Below are 17,767 nucleotides of genomic sequence, written 5' to 3' on the forward strand. Positions count from 1 at the left end.
CCCCAGCGCTGCGGTGGCCGCTCTGCCTCAGCGCTTGAGGTGGATCGTTACCCAGCCTTCGCGGTGCAAGGTGCGCACGTGCCGAAAGTTCTGGCCGACATAGGCCGAGATGACGGCGTCGCGCTGGCGCTCGAGAATGCCTGACAGCACGATTGAGCCGCCAAGCGTTATATGCCCCGCCATTTGCGGCGCCAGCCGCATCAGCGGCCGCGCCAATATGTTGGCGACGATGAGATCGAAGGGCGCGCGCTTGCCAAAGATCGGGTGGTGGAAGCCTGGCGCTGTCACTGTTTCGATCAGCGCCTTGACGTGGTTGAGCCGCGCATTGGCGGCGGCAACCCGCACCGCCACCGGATCGATATCGGTGGCCAGCACCGGGATATGCGCGAGTTTGGCAACGGCGATGGCCAGCACGGCGCTGCCGGTGCCGAGGTCGAGCGCATTGCGCGGATGCTCGCGCCGCACCACTTTCTCCAGCATCTCCAGGCAGCCTGATGTGGTGCCGTGATGGCCGGTGCCGAAGGCAAGGCCAGCCTCGATCTCGATGGCGAGTTCGCCGCTGTGGCGCTTCCTGCGGTCATGCGCGCCGTGGACGAAGAAACGGCCGGCGCGCACCGGCTTCAACCCTTCCAGCGAATGTATGACCCAGTCGATGTCGGGCAGCGCCTCGCGCTCGACCGGCTTCGACAGATTGAGGCCGGCAAGAACATCCTTCATCCGCGCTTCGACCGCATCGACGTCGCCGTCGGTGTAAAGCGAGACTTCGTGGATATCCTGGTCCTCATCGACTTCGATCACGGCGATCGGCAGGCCCTCATCCTCGAAGGCCGTTTCGAGCGCCGCGAAGACGCGCTCAGCCTCGGTCTTTCCCGTGGTGAAATGGAGCCGGGTCTGGGTCATGGAGTCCGTATCAACCCTTGGCCGCTAGCCGCTTCAGCTTCTCCACAGCGGTGCTGGCACTTTCGCCATAGGCGATCGTGCCGGCAAAGTCGCCCTTGCCGTTGAGCAGCAGCACTGAGGCGGTGTGGTCCATCGTGTAGTCGCCGTCGCCGGTGTCGACCTTCTTCCAGTAGATGCCGAACGCCTTGGCCATGGCATGGACCTTGTCGGGGTCGCCGGTAATGCCGGTGATGCGGTCGGAGAAATTGCTGACATAGGCGTTCATCACCGCCGGCGTGTCGCGCTCCGGGTCGACTGAGACGAAATAGGCGTGCAGGGTCTTGCCGTCGTCGCCGAGCGTCTTCAGCCAGCCGGAGAGTTCGAACAGCGTCGTCGGGCAGACCTCGGGGCAGTGGGTGAAGCCGAAGAAGACGACGCTGGGCTGGCCCCGGAACGCGGCCTCGGTGATCTCAGCGCCTTTCTGGTCGACCAGGGTGAAGGGAGCGCCGAACGGTTCGCCGCCATAATGGCCGCGATACCAGTCGAAAGTCAGCCAGCCGATGCCGGCCGCCATCAGGACGAGAATGCCGACCAGGATAGAACGCATCATTAGAAAAGTCCGTCTGCAGAAATCATCGCGCCGGCTCGGTGCCGCGCCGGTGCGACAGTCTTAGAGCCTGTTTGGAAATTCTACTCTGGCGGCCATCTGGTGGCATTTTCTGCGCTTCCGGTGCTCACGGACCCAAATGTCCGCTCCGCTCCGGTTCTCGAAACCACCACCATATGACTCGCCAGAGCGAATTTCGAAACAGTCTCTTAGCCGTTCGGCCCTGCCCAGGCAAAGTGCCGCGTTGCCGCAACCGCGGCGGTGTTGACGCATATGCTTGCAAAGCCTGACAATTCGCCCCACCTGAGACCGGCAACTCGAACCACAGGAGGCTCCCTTGCTGAAATTTATGGGTGGCGCGCTGGCCGCGTGTGTCGTGCTTGGCGCCGGTGGCGCCGTCGCCGAGGAAGTCGGTAAGGTCGGCGTCGACTGGGTCGGCAATGACATCATCGTCGAAGCGATCAAGGACCCGAAGGTGGAGGGCGTGACCTGCCATGTCTCCTATTTCGACCGCAGCGTCATCGATCGCCTGCACAAGGGCAACTGGTTCGAGGATCCCTCCGATTCGTCGATCTCCTGCCGGCAGACCGGCCCGATCACCATCGGCGATATCGATATGAGCGAGGGCGGCGAAGAGGTTTTCAAGCAAGGCATCAGCCTGATCTGGAAGAAGCAGGTGGTGAACCGCATCTACGACAAGACCAACGAAACGCTGATCTATCTCTCGCACTCGCGCCAGGTGCAGAACGGCTCGGCCAAAATGTCGGTCACGACAGTGCCGCTCTACGGCCAGAACGTGGTGTGGAGCAAGGGCAAGCCAAAATAGGCGAGTCGACTCTTTCTCGGAACTAGCTTGACGGACGATTGCTCCCGCTTGCGGGACCAATCGCTCTGACGTAAATCCGCCGTCATGGACCGTTCCGAAAACCTCGTCCTGAAGGATCCCGAGCCACGCATCCATCCGACCGCGGAGCTGAAGGCGTGCAAGCTCGGCCGTTATGCCTCGATCGGCGAGCGGGTGGTGCTGCGCGAGGTGAACGTCGGCGATTTCTCCTATTTCGAGCGCCATAGCGAAGCGATCTACGCCACGATCGGCAAATTCTGCTCGATCGCCGCCAACAGCCGTATCAATGCGCTGGAGCATCCGATCGAGCGGCTGACCCAGCACAAGGTCAGCTATCGGCCGAACGAATATTTTCGCTGGCTGGGTGTCGATGCGGCGTTCCGCGAACGGCGGCAGTCGAACGCCGTGACCATCGGCCATGACGTCTGGGTCGGCCACGGCGCGGTGATCATGCCTGGCGTCACGATCGGCAATGGTGCCGTCATCGGCGCCAACGCTGTTGTGACGCAGGATATACCATCCTACACGATCGTCGTCGGCGTGCCGGCAAAGCCGCTCAGGCCTCGCTTTGCGCCTGACATCGCGGCGCGGATCGAAGCGCTCGCCTGGTGGGACTGGCCGGTCGAAAAACTTGCCAGGGCGGTTCCCGACATCCAGGCAATGCCGATCGAGGCCTTCCTCGATCGCTGGGAAAACGACGCCGTTTAAGCCCGCATCCACCCTCGTTCTACTCGCTTCCCGTCGTTCGAAGCGGTGCGCATTCCGTTGGGAGAGAGGCTCTGACGGTAACCAATTTTCTTAACGTAAAATATTAAAGTTAAAAATTGGAAAACGGATTGCAACGACCAAATTAAACACTCCATGGTTGCAAGACTTTTCGCGAAATGCACTAATCGACATAGGGGTAAGTCGTAAGAAGTCGAAGGAAACACTGTAAGCAACAATGGAGAGAAGTCATGAAGAAGTTCGCACTTGTACTCACGGCTGCTATGGTTTCTTTCTCGACTGTCGGCGCCTATGCCGGCGGCTGGGGAGGTGGTGGTAGCCTGATCAACGTGTCGCCGTCCATCGGCCTCGGCCAGGTGAACGCATTGAATGGCATTCTGAGTGGCAACAACATCCTGAGCGGCAATGTCGTTTCGGGCATTCTCGACGGCAACAAGACCAACGTCCTTACCGGTGTTCTCTCCGGTATCGGCGTCAACGTCCTGGGCGGCAACAGCTACAAGCTGGGCGGCCATCACTAAGCAGCAAAGTCAGGGGTAATCCCTTGTCGGGGGCAGGAGGGTCTCGCACACCCTTCTGCCTCGCTGGTTTGTTCCCGAGACGAAAACAAGCCAGAAATCCGGTTTTGCGCGCGGAACGATGTCAGATCTTGGCGCGCACCGCGATGAATGCATCAACGGTGTGCTCGCGGTCGTCGATCACCGTCTTGATGGTGCGGGAGATATCGACCCGAAACACGAAGCTCAGCGACTTGGTCGCGTCATATGTCGCCTCGGCATAGATGCCGTCTCGACGCTCCTGGTTCTCGTAGAGCAGATTGTCCTTGATCTCGTAGAAGATGCCGGACGCGACGCCGAGATTTTGGCGCACCTTCATGCCGAGCTCCAGCTCCGCGCGCTGCAGCCACGAGGCCAGCGGGTCGTCGGTGTTGGACGTCTCGTAGCGGCCGAAATAGGTTCCGCGCAGTTCGAAGCCGCGCGGCAGCGGCTTGCCGAAAGTCACCTGCCAGGTCGGGCGCCAGCGCTGGTAGATGTCGTTGGCGCCGCGCAGGAACTCCGCGCCCAGCGCTACGCCGAGCGTCGAGCCGTCGGCAGCCTTGTAGGCGGCTTCGGCGCGCAGCGTATAGGCGTTGAACGACAGGAACAGCGGCGGAAAGCCGATCTGTTCGACGCTGGCGAAAAGCGCCGATGCGGATGCGCCGAAGGCGAACTGGCCGACAGTGTGGGTGATCCTCGATGCGAGTTGGAAGAGGTTGCGGTTGGCGTGCAGCTTCGCCGGCAGGATCAGGTCTTCCTGGAAATGCGTCGCGCCGAGCTTCTCGAAGCTGTCGGCGGCTTCGAGGATCAGCGAGGTCGTATTGCCGAGATCGATGCCAAGCTGCGTCTGGGCGGCGAAGACCTGCTTGGCCTCGCGCGTTCCCAATGTCAGCGGACCGATGTCCAGATTGTCGCCGGTGCTGGAGACGCGGTAGCTCAGCGTTCCCTTCAGTTCGAGACCCGGCGCCAGCCGGCGAAAGGCCTCGCCCGACACTCCCAAGGTGCGGTCGTCTTCGATCGAGGTCTTGTCGTAATGCGAGACCTGGAAGTCCGCATTGACCTTCGCGTAGGCGTCGTTGTCGCCCCACTGCTTCTGCAGCGTGCCGCGCAGCTGCGTGTACCAGTCGGAGACATTGCGGTCGCTGTCCAGCGCATTGTTGGTAAAGTGCCGTTCGAGACTGCCGGTGATCGTGGGATCGGTCGAGGGTGCCGCCGCCGGGTCGGTTGTCGGCTCGGCTGCCGGTACGGTCGTGGACTCTGCCCTGGCCGTTACCGACGCGCAGGCCATCAGCAGGCCGAGAGCGGCGCTGGCGAGCAAGCTGCGGGAAAGTGGAGCGACCGTCTGTCTGTGTGCCGGCCGGCGCTTTGGGGAAACCATGCTCCGCGCACTCCGGACTGAAACCCCTTCCGCCATGCGGGGGTGGCGCAGCGGAAGGGGCTGGAGGTAAACCGCTGTGAAGCGGAAGGAACAGGCTCTCTTGCCTGCACGGTTACCATGCCATTAAACCGATAAGGTGTGTTTTTTGTCAGATACGCGTCCTGCGTGTATTCAATTGTGCCTGATGAATTTGTTGCCGCCGGGAACCTGGAATGGGTGCTGTTTGTTTCTCATCGCGGCAGCCATTGAGGATCTCGACAGATGGAAAAGGTTTTCACCAGGATCGCCAACTGGGTCGCCCATATAACCGGCCTGCCGCTGACATTTGCCGCCTGCTGTCTGATCGTCGTCGTCTGGGGGGTGAGCGGGCCGTTCTTCTCCTTCTCCGACACCTGGCAACTGGTGATAAACACCGGCACGACCATCATCACTTTCCTGATGGTGTTTCTTATCCAGAACACCCAGAACCGCGACGGCGCCGCGATCCAGGCCAAGCTCGATGAGCTGATCCGGGTCAGCGAGGGCCACAACCATTTCATCGGCATCGAGCACCTGACCGAATCCGAGGTCGAGGAAATCCGTGACAAGTGCGAGCGGGCGGCGAAGCGGCATGACCAGCGGCATGATGAGAAGATCGCCAGCATGGCCGCGAAAAAGGTCGTGGCGCAGAAGCGTCCCCCAAAAAAGAACGCGGCGTAAGTGCCTCAGATTGAATGAGAAATCAACCTCGGGGTCCTGCCTGTTCTTGTTTGAGCATGACCTGATCCGAAAACCCGTTCCTATCCTCGATCAGGCTCGAAAACATGCTTTTCGAGGTGATGCTCACTGTCCTATGAAGGCGGCGAAAGGTTCCTTGTAGTCCGGATGCCAGCGCGACAGAGCGGGACGGTTTTCGATGATGTCGCCGATCGCCCAGGCCATGCGTTTCTCGTCCAACGGCCGCGCCACATCATTGTCCGGGCACAGGATGTAGAAGTCGCCCCTGACCAGGGATTCCAGCATGAAATCAACGACCTGTTCGCCGGTCCAGGCACCGGCGGGTTTTTCCGTCGCACCTTCGGTGAGGCCGGTATAGGTGAAGCCGGGGATGAGCAGATGTGCCGACAGGTGGGCGCCGGGCTCGTTGCGCAGCGCGTGCGCGAGGCCTTCGGTGAATGTCTTAACTCCGGCCTTGGAGACATTGTAGGCAAGATTGCCGGGTGGCGTGGTGATGCCTTGCTTGGAACCGGTGTTGACGATCAGGCCCGGCTTCGCCGACGCCAGCATGCGTGGTGCGAAGGCTTCGACGCCATGCGCGACACCCCAGAAATTGATGTCGAGCAGCCGCTTCCAGGCATCATGGTATTCCCAGGGCTTGCCGGGATTGTCGCCGACGCCGGCGTTGTTCATCAAGAGCGAGACCTCGCCGAAGGCGCCGAATGCCCGGTCGGCGAGACGATCGACCTCGTCGGCCTTCGACACATCCGAGGCAACGGCAAGCACGGCGTCGTCTCCGGCAATGGCCGAGACGGCGCGGGAGGCATCGTCAAGGCGGGTGCCGCCAAGGTCGGCGAGCACGATCTTCATGCCCATCAGCGCAAGCCGCTTGGCGGCCGCCAAACCAATGCCGCTGGCGGCGCCGGTGATGACGGCGGTGTTGCCCTTAACAAGCGCGGGCAGGGCGGTCTGAATTTCGGCGTCGGTGATCATGAGCAGCGGGATCCTTTTCTCGATGGCGCCGAACTTAGCGCTGGAACGGGCTTGCGCAAGCCCGCGTCAGCACGTGTTCGGGTTGACCCGTCGGGCCGCGACTGCGCATGTTGCCCCTGGCAAAAGAGATTTTTGCCGCGGCAAAAGAGATTTTAGCCTGGGGCAAAAGGAGACTTTTGCCTGGGCACATGGAGATTTTCGATTGACGGACTGGGTTGCAATTTTGAAGGAGCAGACCGCCACCGGCGACCAGATGGGGCGCGAGGTGCCGCAGATGCTGGCCAACCCCGATATCAGTGAAGCCCAGGTGAAGACGCTGTTCTCGGCGCTGGAAAAACAGGCCGAGTTCGTTGAGAAACTGCGTATGGCGCTGGAGAAGTTCGGCCATGATTTCCCGATCATCAAGACAGCTGAACGGCTGGAAGAACGCTATGCCGATCTTGCCGCATCCGTGGCGGAAAAGCTGAAAGCGATCCGCAATCAAAGCAATTCAGGAAAAGCGTGAAGCGGTTTTCCCGGGAAAGGCGCAAAGCGCTCTCCCTTGGGAATTGCACCAGACCAACAGCTATTTTTCGAGAACCCGCGAAAAGCGGGTGTCGGGGATCAGCCAGACCAGAGCGACAACCACATAGATACCGACACCGATCCAGCGATTGAGGAAGGTCAGCGCGATAGCAGCTATGTAGGCGACGAGCGAAAGCCTGCCCTTGCGGTCATTGCCGATTGCCTTGGCAAAGGCGGTATCCTGTCCGTGCAGGCGATGCAGGGCAATCACCAGGATGCCGTAAGCGGTCGCGCACATTGCCAGGTCAAAACCGTAGACCGCCACGGGAACCGTAGCGAAATGGTTCTCGCCCATGAAAGCGGTCGTCACTGGCATCAAGGATAGCCAGAACAGCATATGCAGGTTCGCCCAAAGGACGCGGCCGTCAACCCGTTGCACCGTGTGGAACATGTTGTGCAGGTTGTTCCAGTAGATGCCGACATTGATGAATGAAAGCACGTAGCACAGGAAGATCGGCCACTGCGGCAGCAGCGTCGAAAAGTCCTCGCCCTCCGGCACCTTCAGGTCCAGCACCATGATGGTGATGATGATGGCCACCACGCCGTCGGTGAATGCCTCGACCCTGCCTTTGCCCATGGAGCCCCCTGCCGTTAGCCTGCCAGTCTAGATGAGCTGAACGGCATCGGGGAAGGCCTCGAGGTCGGTTCTCAACCGTTCGGCGTTTCCGGCGCCATGTTGGCGCGCCCACGCGGCATGCCAAGCCCGGTGTCCGGCGGTTCGCCGGCGGCCGGCCTGTCCTCTATCATGTGCATGGTGCGCCAGTGGCCGAAGCGGTAATAGGCCGCGGCCAGCACAAGCGAGGTGATCGAACCGGCCGGAAAACTCCACCACAGCGCCTCGACGCCCAACACGCCGCGCATGAAATAGGCAAAGCCGGTGCGCACGACCAGCACCGAGATGACCAGGATGATCAGCGGCGGCATCACCGCACCGGTGGCACGCACGGTGGCAAACAGCACGATGGTGATGCCGAACAGGATGAACGACCACGATGCCACCGTGTTGATGTGGGCTGCGATGTTGATTGCCGCGCTGTCGCTGCTCAGGAACAGGCTGAGGATCGAGCGGTCGAACAGCCACAGCAGCGCGACCAGGGCGCCGGTGAGGACAAGGTTGAAGCCGACGCCGGAAGCTGCAATGCGGCCGATCCGGTCCCAGCGCTTTGCACCGACATTCTGCGCCGCCATCGAGGACACCGCTGCGCCAATGGCGAGCGCCGGCATCTGGATGTAGGTCCATAGCTGCGCGGCAATGCCGTAAGCGGCGGCGACCTGCGAACCGTAGGAATTGACCATACCCATCACGGTCAGTGCCGCCGCCGAGATGACGATCATCTGCAAGCCCATCGGCACGCCTTTGAAGACGATGATGCGCAGCAGTGTCGGGTCGGGTCGCAGAAGTGCGAGGTTTGCGCCCGCCAGCCGCAGCGGATGCTTGCTGACATAGAGCACCACCAGGATGGCGATGACGCTGACCGTTTGCCCAATAAGTGTCGACGTTGCCGACCCGGCGATGCCAAGTTCGGGGAAGGGGCCGATGCCGCGGATCAGCAGCGGGTTGAGGATGATGTCGAGGACAACCGCCAGCGCCATGAAGATGAAGGGCGTGCGTGAATCGCCAGCACCGCGCAGAACGGTCATGACGAAGGACAGAAGGTTCATCATCGGCACGGCGATGAAGATGATGCGCAGATAGGAACGCGCCAAAGGCAAGGCGTCGGCCGGTGTGCCGAGCGTGTTCAGGATCGCGTCGACCCAGATCCAGCCGCAGACGGCGAAAATGATCGAGATCAGGAAGAAGAAGGTGGCGCTGGTGCCGACGATGCGGCGCGCCTCGGGCAGGTCGCGGGCGCCGACCGATTGCGCCACCAGGATGGTGGCCGCCATACCGATGCCGAACACGGTGCCGAGGATCAGGAACAGCACCAGATTGGCGTTGGAGGTGGCGGTCAGCGCCGACTCGCCGAGAAAGCGGCCGACCCAGACGGCATTGATCGACCCGTTGAGCGACTGCAGCACGTTGGAGCCGAGCACCGGCAAGGCAAACAGCAGCAGCGTGCGCGGGATCGGGCCGCTGGTCAGATCGGCGGTGCGCCGGCGCGCGGGCATTTTTTCGGTCATGACAGGCAACTCGGCAAAAGTGATTTGGATCCGGTCCGCCATCATCGCCCATTCAACGGACCAGGTCGATGCGGTGTCGTGAAGATCGGCGAAGGCCTTCCGGCCTGTATTGATCCAGCCATGTTCTCAAAGCGTCCGGAATGGGATATTGATCGTCCGCTTGGGGCCGCATTCAGTACCAGATCTGACAAATAGACCGGGGGGTTCATGTCCGAAATTCCGTTGTTTTCCGAGCGCCTGAATCGGCGCGCGTTCCTGGGTGCATCCGCTTTGGGTGCGGCCGCGGTGGCTGTTTCGGCGTGCACCACGACCGACGTGGCGCCGGCGCCGCCAGTGGTCGCGGCGCCGCCCGAGCCGGCGCTCGGCGATACCGCAACAATGTATAGCGCGCGCACCGACGAGGGCTTTCAGCTGCCGGCCATCCCGGTCGCCAAGCTCGATCCGAAGTACGTACGCCAGATCGTGGCCGACCCGACCGGTGAAAAACCAGGCACCATCGTGGTCGATGTCTCCGAGCACTTCCTCTATCTGGTGCGCGATGGCGGCAAGGCCATCCGTTACGGCGTCAGCCTGGGCAAGGCCGGCTTCGGATGGACCGGCAGCGCCGTGATCCAGGCGCGGAAGAAGTGGCCGGTGTGGACGCCGCCGACGGAAATGATCAAGCGTCGGCCGGAGCTGGCGAAATTCAAGGACGGCATGCCGCCCGGCCCGCAGAGCCCGCTCGGCGCCCGCGCGCTCTATCTGTTCCGCGACGGCAAGGACACGATGTACCGGCTGCACGGCACGCCGGAGTGGGATTCCATCGGCAAGAACGCCTCGTCGGGCTGTGTGCGCTTCATGAACCAGGACATCATCGACCTCTACAGTCGCGTCAACGGCCCCGCACCAGTCTTCGTGCGGCCCAATTTGTCGGCTGCCGGCAAGATCATGGCGGTGTCGAGCAGGACGGCAGAGCCCATCGATGCGGGCGTGCCGAAAGATGCGGAGTTCTTGAAGTAGGCTTTCACGATCGACGGTTAGACCGGGATAATCCAGGCGGACGCCTCAAGCGCGCCCGCCTTAATAGAGGTGATTACTTCTTGGCGAGGCCGGGAAGCGTGACCTGATAGACCAGGAACATGGTGTCGACATTGGCGCCGTCATCGGCCTTGTAGGGGGCGCCGACCTGGAAACCGTCCTGGGCAAGGAAGTCGTTGTCATTGGCGACGAACAGGAAATAGTCGTCGGGCAGCTTCGGGTCGAGCACGCTGGCCAGCGACATCGCTTCCCACTTCTCGGACAGATTGTTGTGGTCGTTCGGTGCGCCATTGTGCAGGCCGAAGCGGTTGAGCTGCGCATTGTCGTTGATGTCGATGAACGGCGTCAGCTTGGCCGGCGTCACCGACGGATCGAGCACGCCCTTGGGAGCGAGCGGCTTGTCGGCGGCATCGAAGGCGCCGCCGGCGATGTCGGTCGCGGCCGAAACGTCGACGACGAAGATCTTGCGCAGCAGCGAGGTGTCGCCCTTCAGGCCCTGGCCGTTGCCGCTGTCGCGAGCCAGCATCAGAAACGCTGTGTCCGACAGCGCCACGATCTCGCTCTGCGCGGCGATCTTGGTCTTGCCCTTGGCATCCTTGAACACCGGCAGCGGCACAACATATTCATGCGCGAGCTTGAGATGGGCGAGGTCGGAGGCGTCGTAGACCAGCGCCCGCGTGTTCTGCCGAGTCGAACCCGAATCGCCGCCATCCTGCCTGGTCGCCGACTGCAGCACGGCAATCAAGAACTTGCCGTCCGGCGTCATCGCCATGCCTTCGAGGCCCTGGTTGTTCTGGCGGCCGGTATCGGGATCCTTCGGATCGGGCTCGGCCGCACCCGGGCCGGGGTTGTCCGAGGAGAAATTCGGCTTCCCCTTGCGCATCGGGACGAGGGCCGCCGGCGGCTGGGTCGCCGACAGCAGGCGGCCCTCAGCGGAGAAGTGGTAGATGTTGGGACCATATTCGTCGGAGATGAACATCGAGGCGTCCGGGAGCCGCACGATCGCTTCATTGTCGAGGGCGAGCTTGCCGTTGGTGGCGACTGGCAGCATCGGCATGTCGCCGCTGGCGGCATGCACATCCGACAGCGGATCGAGGCCGGTGGTGTCGGCGCCCTTGTCGTCGGTAAGCAGCAAGGTATCGGCAAGCGTCGCCTTGACGCCGGTCTGCTCCTGGCCGGCGGCGCCTGGGGCTGCCGGGGTGAACTCGATGCCTATGGTGTTGACGCGCGCCCGGTAGTCCGTGGTGCCGGCGACATTATAGCCACGATCCGGCAGCAGCCAGAGCGACCCCTTGTAGGTGCCGGCATCACGCGTCCAGCCTGATGTGTCGATCGCCATGCCGGAACCCGAGCCGAACGTCTCGCCGAACTTGTCGCGCTGCGCGGCCGGAATGCGGCCGACGCCAGCCAAACCTTTGTTGACGGGGACGGTGCTGTCGGCGAGCGCCGGAGTCAGGGCGGTGAACAAGGCGAGTGCGACGCCGAGCGAGGCGGTTCGGTACAGGTGTTTCATAGGCAATCCTCTTTCTGACAAAGCGGGCCGGAACGGCCGAAGGATGAAAAACTGAAAGAGGCGCCACATCGATGATGCCGCGCGCCACCCCCCAAAAAGCGGTCTAAGGCGAGAACATGATGCTTGCGTGACAGCGCGCGGTACATGGCCGCGGGCTTCTTCGCGCGCCGGCAAAAACGTGTGTCCGCACGAAGAACTGATCATCCCGCCACGTTGTCGGCACGGTCAGGCGGGGTGTGTTTGCGCATCACTGGACACTTATGTCCAGTGCGTATATAGTCCGGCTTCTGACAGACCGGGGAGGGAAGCCTTGAAGTCGCACTACCGCGCAGTGGTTATCGGAGGTGGCGTGGTCGGCGCCTCGGTGCTCTACCATCTGACGCGGTTCGGCTGGTCTGACGTGGCGCTGATCGAGCGCGCCGAATTGACGGCAGGTTCGACCTGGCATGCGGCAGCGGGTTTCCATGCCCTCAACGCCGATCCCAACGTCGCGGCGCTGCAGGATTACACCATCAATCTCTACCGCGAGATCGAAGCTGAATCCGGCCAGAACATCGGCCTGCACATGACCGGCGGCGTCAACATCGCCAGCGATCCCGCGCGCTGGGAGTGGCTGAAATCGGCCTGGGCTGTGTTCCAGTCGGTCGGCATCGAGACCGCCCGGCTGGTGACATCAGACGAGATCAAGGAAATCTGCCCGATCGTCGACGTCACCGGCGTGCTCGGCGGCCTGCATGATTCCAACGAAGGCCATCTCGACCCCTACGGCACCACGCATGCCTATGCCGGTGCCGCGAAGAAGCGCGGCGCCGAGATCATCCTGCGCAACCGGGTGATCGAGCTGAAGTCTCGCGCTGACGGTCACTGGGACGTCGTCACCGAACAGGGCACCATCGTTGCCGAGCATGTCGTGAACGCCGGCGGACTGTGGGCAAAGCAGCTCGGTCGAATGGCTGGGGTCGACCTGCCAGTGACGCCGATGGAGCACCATTATTTCATCACCGAGGACATTCCGGAGATCGCGGCACTCGATCGGGAGATCGGCATCGCCGTTGACCTCGACGGGTTTTCCTACCTGCGGCAAGAGCGCAAGGGTGTGCTGCTCGGCGTCTACGAGCAGAACCCGAAGCACTGGAACATGGACGGCGCGCCATGGGACTATGGCATCGAGCTGATCCCGGAAGACATCGACCGCATCAGTCCGGAACTCGCCAAGGCGCATGAGCGCTTTCCCTGCCTGGCGACAGCCGGCATCCGCAAATGGGTCAACGGCGCCTTCACCTTTACCCCTGACGGCAACCCGATCGTCGGGCCGGTGCGCGGCTTGAAAAACTACTGGGTTGCCTGCGGCGTCATGGCCGGCTTCAGCCAGGGCGGCGGCGTTGGAAAATCGCTGGCGGAATGGATGATTTTTGGCGAGCCACAGGCCGACATTTTCGGCATGGACATTGCCCGCTACGGCGCCTTCGCCGCCAACCGCGAATATCTCAAGCAGACGACGCGGCAATTCTATTCGCGCCGTTTCGTCATGACCTTTCCCAATGAGCGGCTGCCCGCGGGCAGGCCCTTGAAACGCCCCGGCGCCTATGACGGCATGAGTGCCGCGGGCTGCGAATGGACGGCCTCTTGGGGGCTGGAAATCCCGGCCTATTTCGCGCCGATGGGCTTTCGCGAGAACATGACGCTCAAGCGCTCCAACGCCTTTGACATCGTCGGCGACGAGGCGCTGCAGGTTCGGCGCGCCGCCGGCCTCGTCGATATCTCGGCCTATTCACGCTATGCGGTGTCCGGGCCGGGCGCCGAGGCATGGCTCGACCGGCTGCTTGCCTGCAGGCTGCCGAAAGCGGGACAGGCGCGGCTGGCGCCGATGCTCGGGCCGGACGGACGGCTGAAGGGCGACCTCACCGTGATCAACTGGGGCAGCGGCGATTATTGGCTGATGGGCTCCTACTACCTCAGGGAGTTCCACATGCGCTGGTTCGAAAGCCAGGCGGGAGAGCGCGTCACGGTCACCGACATTTCCGACGCGATGAGCGGCTTCCTGCTGACCGGGCCGAATGCGCGCAAAATCCTCGAGCGCACCACGCATCAGGATGTCTCCCGCGCGGCGCTGCCGTTCATGGCCTGCGGCGCGTACGACATCGGCATGGTGCGCGCCCGGGTTGCCCGCCTCTCCATCGCAGGTGAACTGGGTTTCGAGATCAGCTGCCCCGTGACCATGCATGCCACGCTGCGCGACACGCTGCTTGCCGCCGGTGAGGATCTTGGCCTGGTCGAGGTCGGCTATTACGCGCTCAATGCGCTCAGGCTGGAGAAAAGCTTCGGCATCTGGTCACGCGAATTCACGCAGGGCTACACGCCAGGCCAGACCGGCCTCGACCGCTTCGTCGCCTTCGACAAGGGCGATTTCATCGGCCGCGAGGCTGCGCTGAAGGAGCGCGAGGCCGGTGCGGCGCAGCGGATCGTGACACTGGAGATCGACGCCGTCGATGCCGATGCCAGCGGCTTCGAGCCGGTCTGGCATGAGGGCCGGCGCATCGGCTTCGTCACCTCCGCCGGATTTGGCTACACGATCGGCAAGAGCGTCGCGCTGGCGTTGGTGGACGACGATTTTGCCGAGGAGGGGGCCGCACTTTCGGTGCACATTGTCGGCGTCGAGCGGCCGGCACGGGTCATCGCGGCCTCGCCCTACGATCCCACGGGCAAGGCGATGCGGCAATGAGGAGGATTTTCGATGGTCGATGACGCGGCAAGAGACAGCAGGCGCGAACGCCGGCGTGGGCGGACAGGCGATGCCGGCAGCGAAAGCAGCCGCCGGCCCAATTACCGGTCGCTGAAGAACCCGTTCCTGCCGCAGCCGATCTTTTCGGACGATCGGGTCGCCGCGATCCACGACACGGCGCTGCGTGTGCTGGAAGAGCTTGGCATCAAGGTGCTGCTGCCACAGGCACGCGACTATTTCGCCCGCGCCGGCGCGCTGGTCGACCCGGACACCGACATGGTGCGCATCGGCCGCGACATGGTGGCGGCGGCATTGGCCTCGGCGCCGAAGTCGATCCATGCGCAAGCCGGCGACCGTTCGCGCGACCTGACGCTGGAACTCGGGTCGATGACCTTCCTGGCCGGATGCGGGGCGCCCAACGTCACCGACCTCGAACGCGGCCGGCGGCCTGGCACGCTGGCCGATTTCGAGGACCTGCTGCGGCTGGTGCAGCATTTCGACGTGCTGCATATGCTTGGCCCCTGCATCGAGCCGCAGGATGTCGACAACCGCTTTCGCCACTATGCCGTCAACCGCGCGCAGCTGACGCTGTCCGACAAATTCCCGTTCGTCTTCGCGCGCGGCACGCCGCAAGTCGAGGACGGCTTCGAGATGATCCGGTTGGCGCGCGCCCTGTCGCAGGACGAGTTCCTGGCGAACGCGCATTGCTACACCGTCATCAACACCAACTCGCCGCGCCAGCTCGACATTCCGATGGCGCAAGGCATCATCGATTTCGCCAGGGCCGGCCAGGTCTCCGTCATCACGCCGTTCTGCCTGGCGGGTGCGATGGCGCCGATCACAGTGGCCGGCGCGCTGGCGCTGCAGCATGCCGAGGCGCTGGCGGGGCTGACGCTGGCGCAGATCGTGCGGCCCGGCGCGCCGGTCGTCTATGGCTCCTTCTCCTCCAATGTCGACATGAAATCCGGTGCGCCGGCCTTCGGCACGCCGGAGCATGTCAAGGCGACGCTGGGCGCCGGCCAGCTGGCGCGCTTCACCGGACTGCCCTGGCGGTCCGGCGGCGGCAGTGCAGCCAACATCTCGGACGCGCAGGCAGCACACGAAACGCAGTTCGCGCTGTGGGGTTCGGTGCTGGCCGGAGCGACGATGTGCATCCACGCCGCCGGCTGGCTGGAAGGCGGCTTGAGCGTCTCCTTCGAAAAGCTGATCACCGACATCGAGGCGCTGCAGACGGTCGCCGAACTATGCGCCGCGACGCCGGGCGACGACGATTCCATCGGCTTCGAGGCGATCGCCGAAGTGCAGCCGGGCGGCCATTTCTTCTCGGCCGGCCACACCATGTCGCGCTACCGCACCGCCTTCTACGAACCGCTGGTGGCCGACTGGTCGAATTTCGGCAACTGGACGCAGAGCGGATCGAAGACGGCGAGCGAGCGCGCCACTGGTGTCTGGCGGCGCGCGGTCGCCGATTTCGAGCCGCCCGCTTCGGCTGCCGCGACATCAGGCGCGCTCGACGAATTCATCGCGCGGCGTACCGAAGAGGGCGGGGCGCTGCCGGTGTCGTGAGCGGCAGCCGCAGCAGCCGGATCGGCTCTTTGTTTTGCGCAATTCCGGACGGAAAACCGCTTCACACTTTTCCTGGAATTGCTCTTATGTCGGGTTGTCGAGCGTGAACAGGTCGCTCTCCTCGTCATAGGCAAAGTACTCGGCGTAGCGGGCCCAGCTGATGACGGCCCGCACCGTCTGGTCGGCATAGCCCTCGGACATATGGTCCTCGAGCTCATCGCGAAAACGGCGGGCCGGCGCCTTGTGGCCGGAACGCTCGTCGAGCACGCGGCGGATGTGGCCGGCCAGCGGCACATAGGTCGCGAGCGGCTGCACGAACAATTGCTTGCGCGCGTCGACCTCGCTCTCGGCGAAACGCTTGCCGGCAGGTGTCAACTGGATGTCGCCTTCGGCCAATTCGGCAAAGCGCAGCAGCTGCAGCGTTTCGGCGATCGGGAACAGATCATCGATCTCGAGCTGCAGGCTGGCGGCCAGCGGCGGCAGGTCGGCGTGCCCGTTATAGGGTGGGGCAGCGACGGCCTCGATCAAGCCGGCAAGCAGGTTGGTCGAGACGCGCGGCAGCACCATGGCGATGCCCGAACTGGGGAAGAGGAAGATCACTGCTGCCAGCAGCACAAGCAGGGCCGGCAGCAGCGGCCGGCGCCCAAGCAGCGGCAGAAATGATCTTGGGGACAAGCCGACCCTCATTGATGGGCAAAACGCCGAAGATATACCGCGCGGCCTTTTGGCCCGGCAAGGCGGCATGGTCCCCGATTGCTGACGCAAGCGCTACGCCTTACCATTGGCAATCGGCCCAGGCCGTGCAGAAATGAGCGCTATGCGCGAAGCCTTGATCGCAGTGGTGATTTTCCTGTGCCTGGTGGCGGCGCCGCTGGTCAGCATGGCAATCTGGCCGAAGCTGCCGGCCAGACATCGCGACGACGATACCAACAATGTCGTGCGGCTTGCCGCCAATCTGTTCGGGGTCATGACCTCGCTGGTTCTCGGGCTGATGATCAACTCGGCCAAGAACACCTTTGAATCGATCGATCACAATGTGCACGCCTATGCGACGGAGCTGATCCTTCTCGACAGGACATTGCGCCAGTACGGCCCTGAAGCCGACACGGTGCGCCAACCGCTGCTCGCCTATGTGCAGCGGGTGGAGAGCCAATGGTCGCAAACCGAGGAGAAACCAGTCGTTGCGAACCGGCTGTCCGAACATCTGTTGACGGAGATCGGAATTCAGCTCAACGCACTGGCATCGCCTGACGCGCCGCATGGCTTGTTGTTGCAGGATGCCCGCCAGCGCCTGCAGAAAGTGCTGGAAATGCGCTGGGTGCTGATCGAGCAGTCGGAGGGCGCTATACCCGGGCCACTGATCGCGATGCTGGTTGCGTGGTTGGCGCTGATCTTTGCCAGTTTCGGGTTCAGGGCACCGAGGAATGCGATCACGCTCGCAACCTTCGTGGTGTCCGGCGCGCTGATCGCAGGCGCACTCTACCTGATCCTCGACATGGACGTGCCGTTCTCCGGCCCGATCCAGATATCGCCGGCACCCCTGCAACGGGCTTTGGCTGAATTGCAGCAGTGAGACGGAACCCGCGGCGGTCCAGCGCATTCATG

The 17,767-nt window shown here is 63.0% G+C and carries 16 protein-coding genes and 1 pseudogene; 9 read left to right on the forward strand and 8 right to left on the reverse strand.

What is annotated here, in order from left to right; genetic code table 11:
* Positions 1 to 27: 27 nt before the first annotated feature.
* Both EB235_RS17870 and EB235_RS17875 read right to left on the reverse strand, forming a co-directional pair.
* Positions 28 to 900, reverse strand: coding sequence for a 50S ribosomal protein L11 methyltransferase (locus EB235_RS17870; RefSeq protein ID WP_027029697.1), 873 nt, complete (start codon positions 898 to 900; stop codon positions 28 to 30).
* Between the two features lie 10 nt (positions 901 to 910).
* On the reverse strand, positions 911 to 1,489 hold the full coding sequence (locus tag EB235_RS17875) for an SCO family protein (RefSeq protein WP_027029696.1): 579 nt from the start codon (positions 1,487 to 1,489) through the stop codon (positions 911 to 913).
* A 346-nt stretch (positions 1,490 to 1,835) separates the two neighbouring features.
* Between EB235_RS17875 and EB235_RS17880 the strand changes: the two genes are divergently transcribed.
* The 3 genes from EB235_RS17880 (at position 1,836) to EB235_RS17890 (ending at position 3,577) form a co-directional block, all read left to right on the forward strand.
* The gene (locus tag EB235_RS17880) at positions 1,836 to 2,312 is read left to right on the forward strand and encodes a CreA family protein (RefSeq protein ID WP_051429594.1); all 477 of its coding nucleotides are present in this window, start codon (positions 1,836 to 1,838) and stop codon (positions 2,310 to 2,312) included.
* 84 nt (positions 2,313 to 2,396) lie between these two features.
* On the forward strand, positions 2,397 to 3,038 hold the full coding sequence (locus tag EB235_RS17885) for a DapH/DapD/GlmU-related protein (RefSeq protein ID WP_027029694.1): 642 nt from the start codon (positions 2,397 to 2,399) through the stop codon (positions 3,036 to 3,038).
* A 248-nt stretch (positions 3,039 to 3,286) separates the two neighbouring features.
* The gene (locus tag EB235_RS17890) at positions 3,287 to 3,577 is read left to right on the forward strand and encodes a hypothetical protein (RefSeq protein ID WP_027029693.1); all 291 of its coding nucleotides are present in this window, start codon (positions 3,287 to 3,289) and stop codon (positions 3,575 to 3,577) included.
* A 121-nt stretch (positions 3,578 to 3,698) separates the two neighbouring features.
* Here EB235_RS17890 and EB235_RS17895 read toward each other — a convergent pair whose 3' ends face one another.
* On the reverse strand, positions 3,699 to 4,970 hold the full coding sequence (locus EB235_RS17895; RefSeq protein ID WP_027029692.1) for a hypothetical protein: 1,272 nt from the start codon (positions 4,968 to 4,970) through the stop codon (positions 3,699 to 3,701).
* Between the two features lie 261 nt (positions 4,971 to 5,231).
* On the opposite strand from EB235_RS17895, the gene EB235_RS17900 reads away from it, so the two are divergent.
* The gene (locus EB235_RS17900; protein ID WP_027029691.1) at positions 5,232 to 5,669 is read left to right on the forward strand and encodes a low affinity iron permease family protein; all 438 of its coding nucleotides are present in this window, start codon (positions 5,232 to 5,234) and stop codon (positions 5,667 to 5,669) included.
* 123 nt (positions 5,670 to 5,792) lie between these two features.
* Here the strand turns inward: EB235_RS17900 and EB235_RS17905 are convergent, their stop codons facing one another.
* Positions 5,793 to 6,659, reverse strand: coding sequence for an SDR family NAD(P)-dependent oxidoreductase (locus tag EB235_RS17905; RefSeq protein ID WP_027029690.1), 867 nt, complete (start codon positions 6,657 to 6,659; stop codon positions 5,793 to 5,795).
* A 202-nt stretch (positions 6,660 to 6,861) separates the two neighbouring features.
* On the opposite strand from EB235_RS17905, the gene EB235_RS35180 reads away from it, so the two are divergent.
* The gene (locus EB235_RS35180; RefSeq protein WP_027029689.1) at positions 6,862 to 7,164 is read left to right on the forward strand and encodes a hypothetical protein; all 303 of its coding nucleotides are present in this window, start codon (positions 6,862 to 6,864) and stop codon (positions 7,162 to 7,164) included.
* A 60-nt stretch (positions 7,165 to 7,224) separates the two neighbouring features.
* Here the strand turns inward: EB235_RS35180 and EB235_RS17915 are convergent, their stop codons facing one another.
* Both EB235_RS17915 and EB235_RS17920 read right to left on the reverse strand, forming a co-directional pair.
* Positions 7,225 to 7,800 carry a TMEM175 family protein gene (locus tag EB235_RS17915; protein WP_027029688.1) on the reverse strand — a complete coding sequence of 192 codons (576 nt, stop codon included), beginning with the start codon at positions 7,798 to 7,800 and terminating at the stop codon, positions 7,225 to 7,227.
* A gap of 71 nt (positions 7,801 to 7,871) precedes the next feature.
* Entirely contained in the window at positions 7,872 to 9,344 is a 1,473-nt protein-coding gene (locus tag EB235_RS17920) for an MATE family efflux transporter (protein WP_027029687.1), read from the reverse strand.
* 207 nt (positions 9,345 to 9,551) lie between these two features.
* Between EB235_RS17920 and EB235_RS17925 the strand changes: the two genes are divergently transcribed.
* The gene (locus EB235_RS17925) at positions 9,552 to 10,343 is read left to right on the forward strand and encodes a L,D-transpeptidase (protein ID WP_027029686.1); all 792 of its coding nucleotides are present in this window, start codon (positions 9,552 to 9,554) and stop codon (positions 10,341 to 10,343) included.
* A gap of 73 nt (positions 10,344 to 10,416) precedes the next feature.
* Here the strand turns inward: EB235_RS17925 and EB235_RS17930 are convergent, their stop codons facing one another.
* Complete coding sequence (locus EB235_RS17930; RefSeq protein ID WP_027029685.1) at positions 10,417 to 11,874, reverse strand: esterase-like activity of phytase family protein; 1,458 nt, start codon at positions 11,872 to 11,874, stop codon at positions 10,417 to 10,419.
* A 310-nt stretch (positions 11,875 to 12,184) separates the two neighbouring features.
* Here EB235_RS17930 and EB235_RS17935 point away from each other — a divergent pair, with 310 nt between their 5' ends.
* Positions 12,185 to 14,596, forward strand: coding sequence for a GcvT family protein (locus EB235_RS17935; protein WP_027029684.1), 2,412 nt, complete (start codon positions 12,185 to 12,187; stop codon positions 14,594 to 14,596).
* Between the two features lie 12 nt (positions 14,597 to 14,608).
* Positions 14,609 to 16,162, forward strand: coding sequence for a trimethylamine methyltransferase family protein (locus EB235_RS17940; RefSeq protein WP_027029683.1), 1,554 nt, complete (start codon positions 14,609 to 14,611; stop codon positions 16,160 to 16,162).
* Positions 16,163 to 16,246: 84 nt separating this feature from the next.
* On the opposite strand, the pseudogene EB235_RS17945 reads toward EB235_RS17940, so the two are convergent.
* Positions 16,247 to 16,753: pseudogene (locus tag EB235_RS17945) on the reverse strand (AAA-associated domain-containing protein); the annotation flags it as partial.
* 226 nt (positions 16,754 to 16,979) lie between these two features.
* Between EB235_RS17945 and EB235_RS17950 the strand changes: the two are divergent.
* Positions 16,980 to 17,735 (forward strand): DUF4239 domain-containing protein, encoded by a 756-nt coding sequence (locus tag EB235_RS17950; RefSeq protein ID WP_027029681.1) that lies wholly within the window; start codon positions 16,980 to 16,982, stop codon positions 17,733 to 17,735.
* Positions 17,736 to 17,767 lie beyond the last annotated feature (32 nt).

The organism is Mesorhizobium loti R88b (genome assembly GCF_013170845.1).
Lineage (GTDB): Bacteria > Pseudomonadota > Alphaproteobacteria > Rhizobiales > Rhizobiaceae > Mesorhizobium > Mesorhizobium loti_B.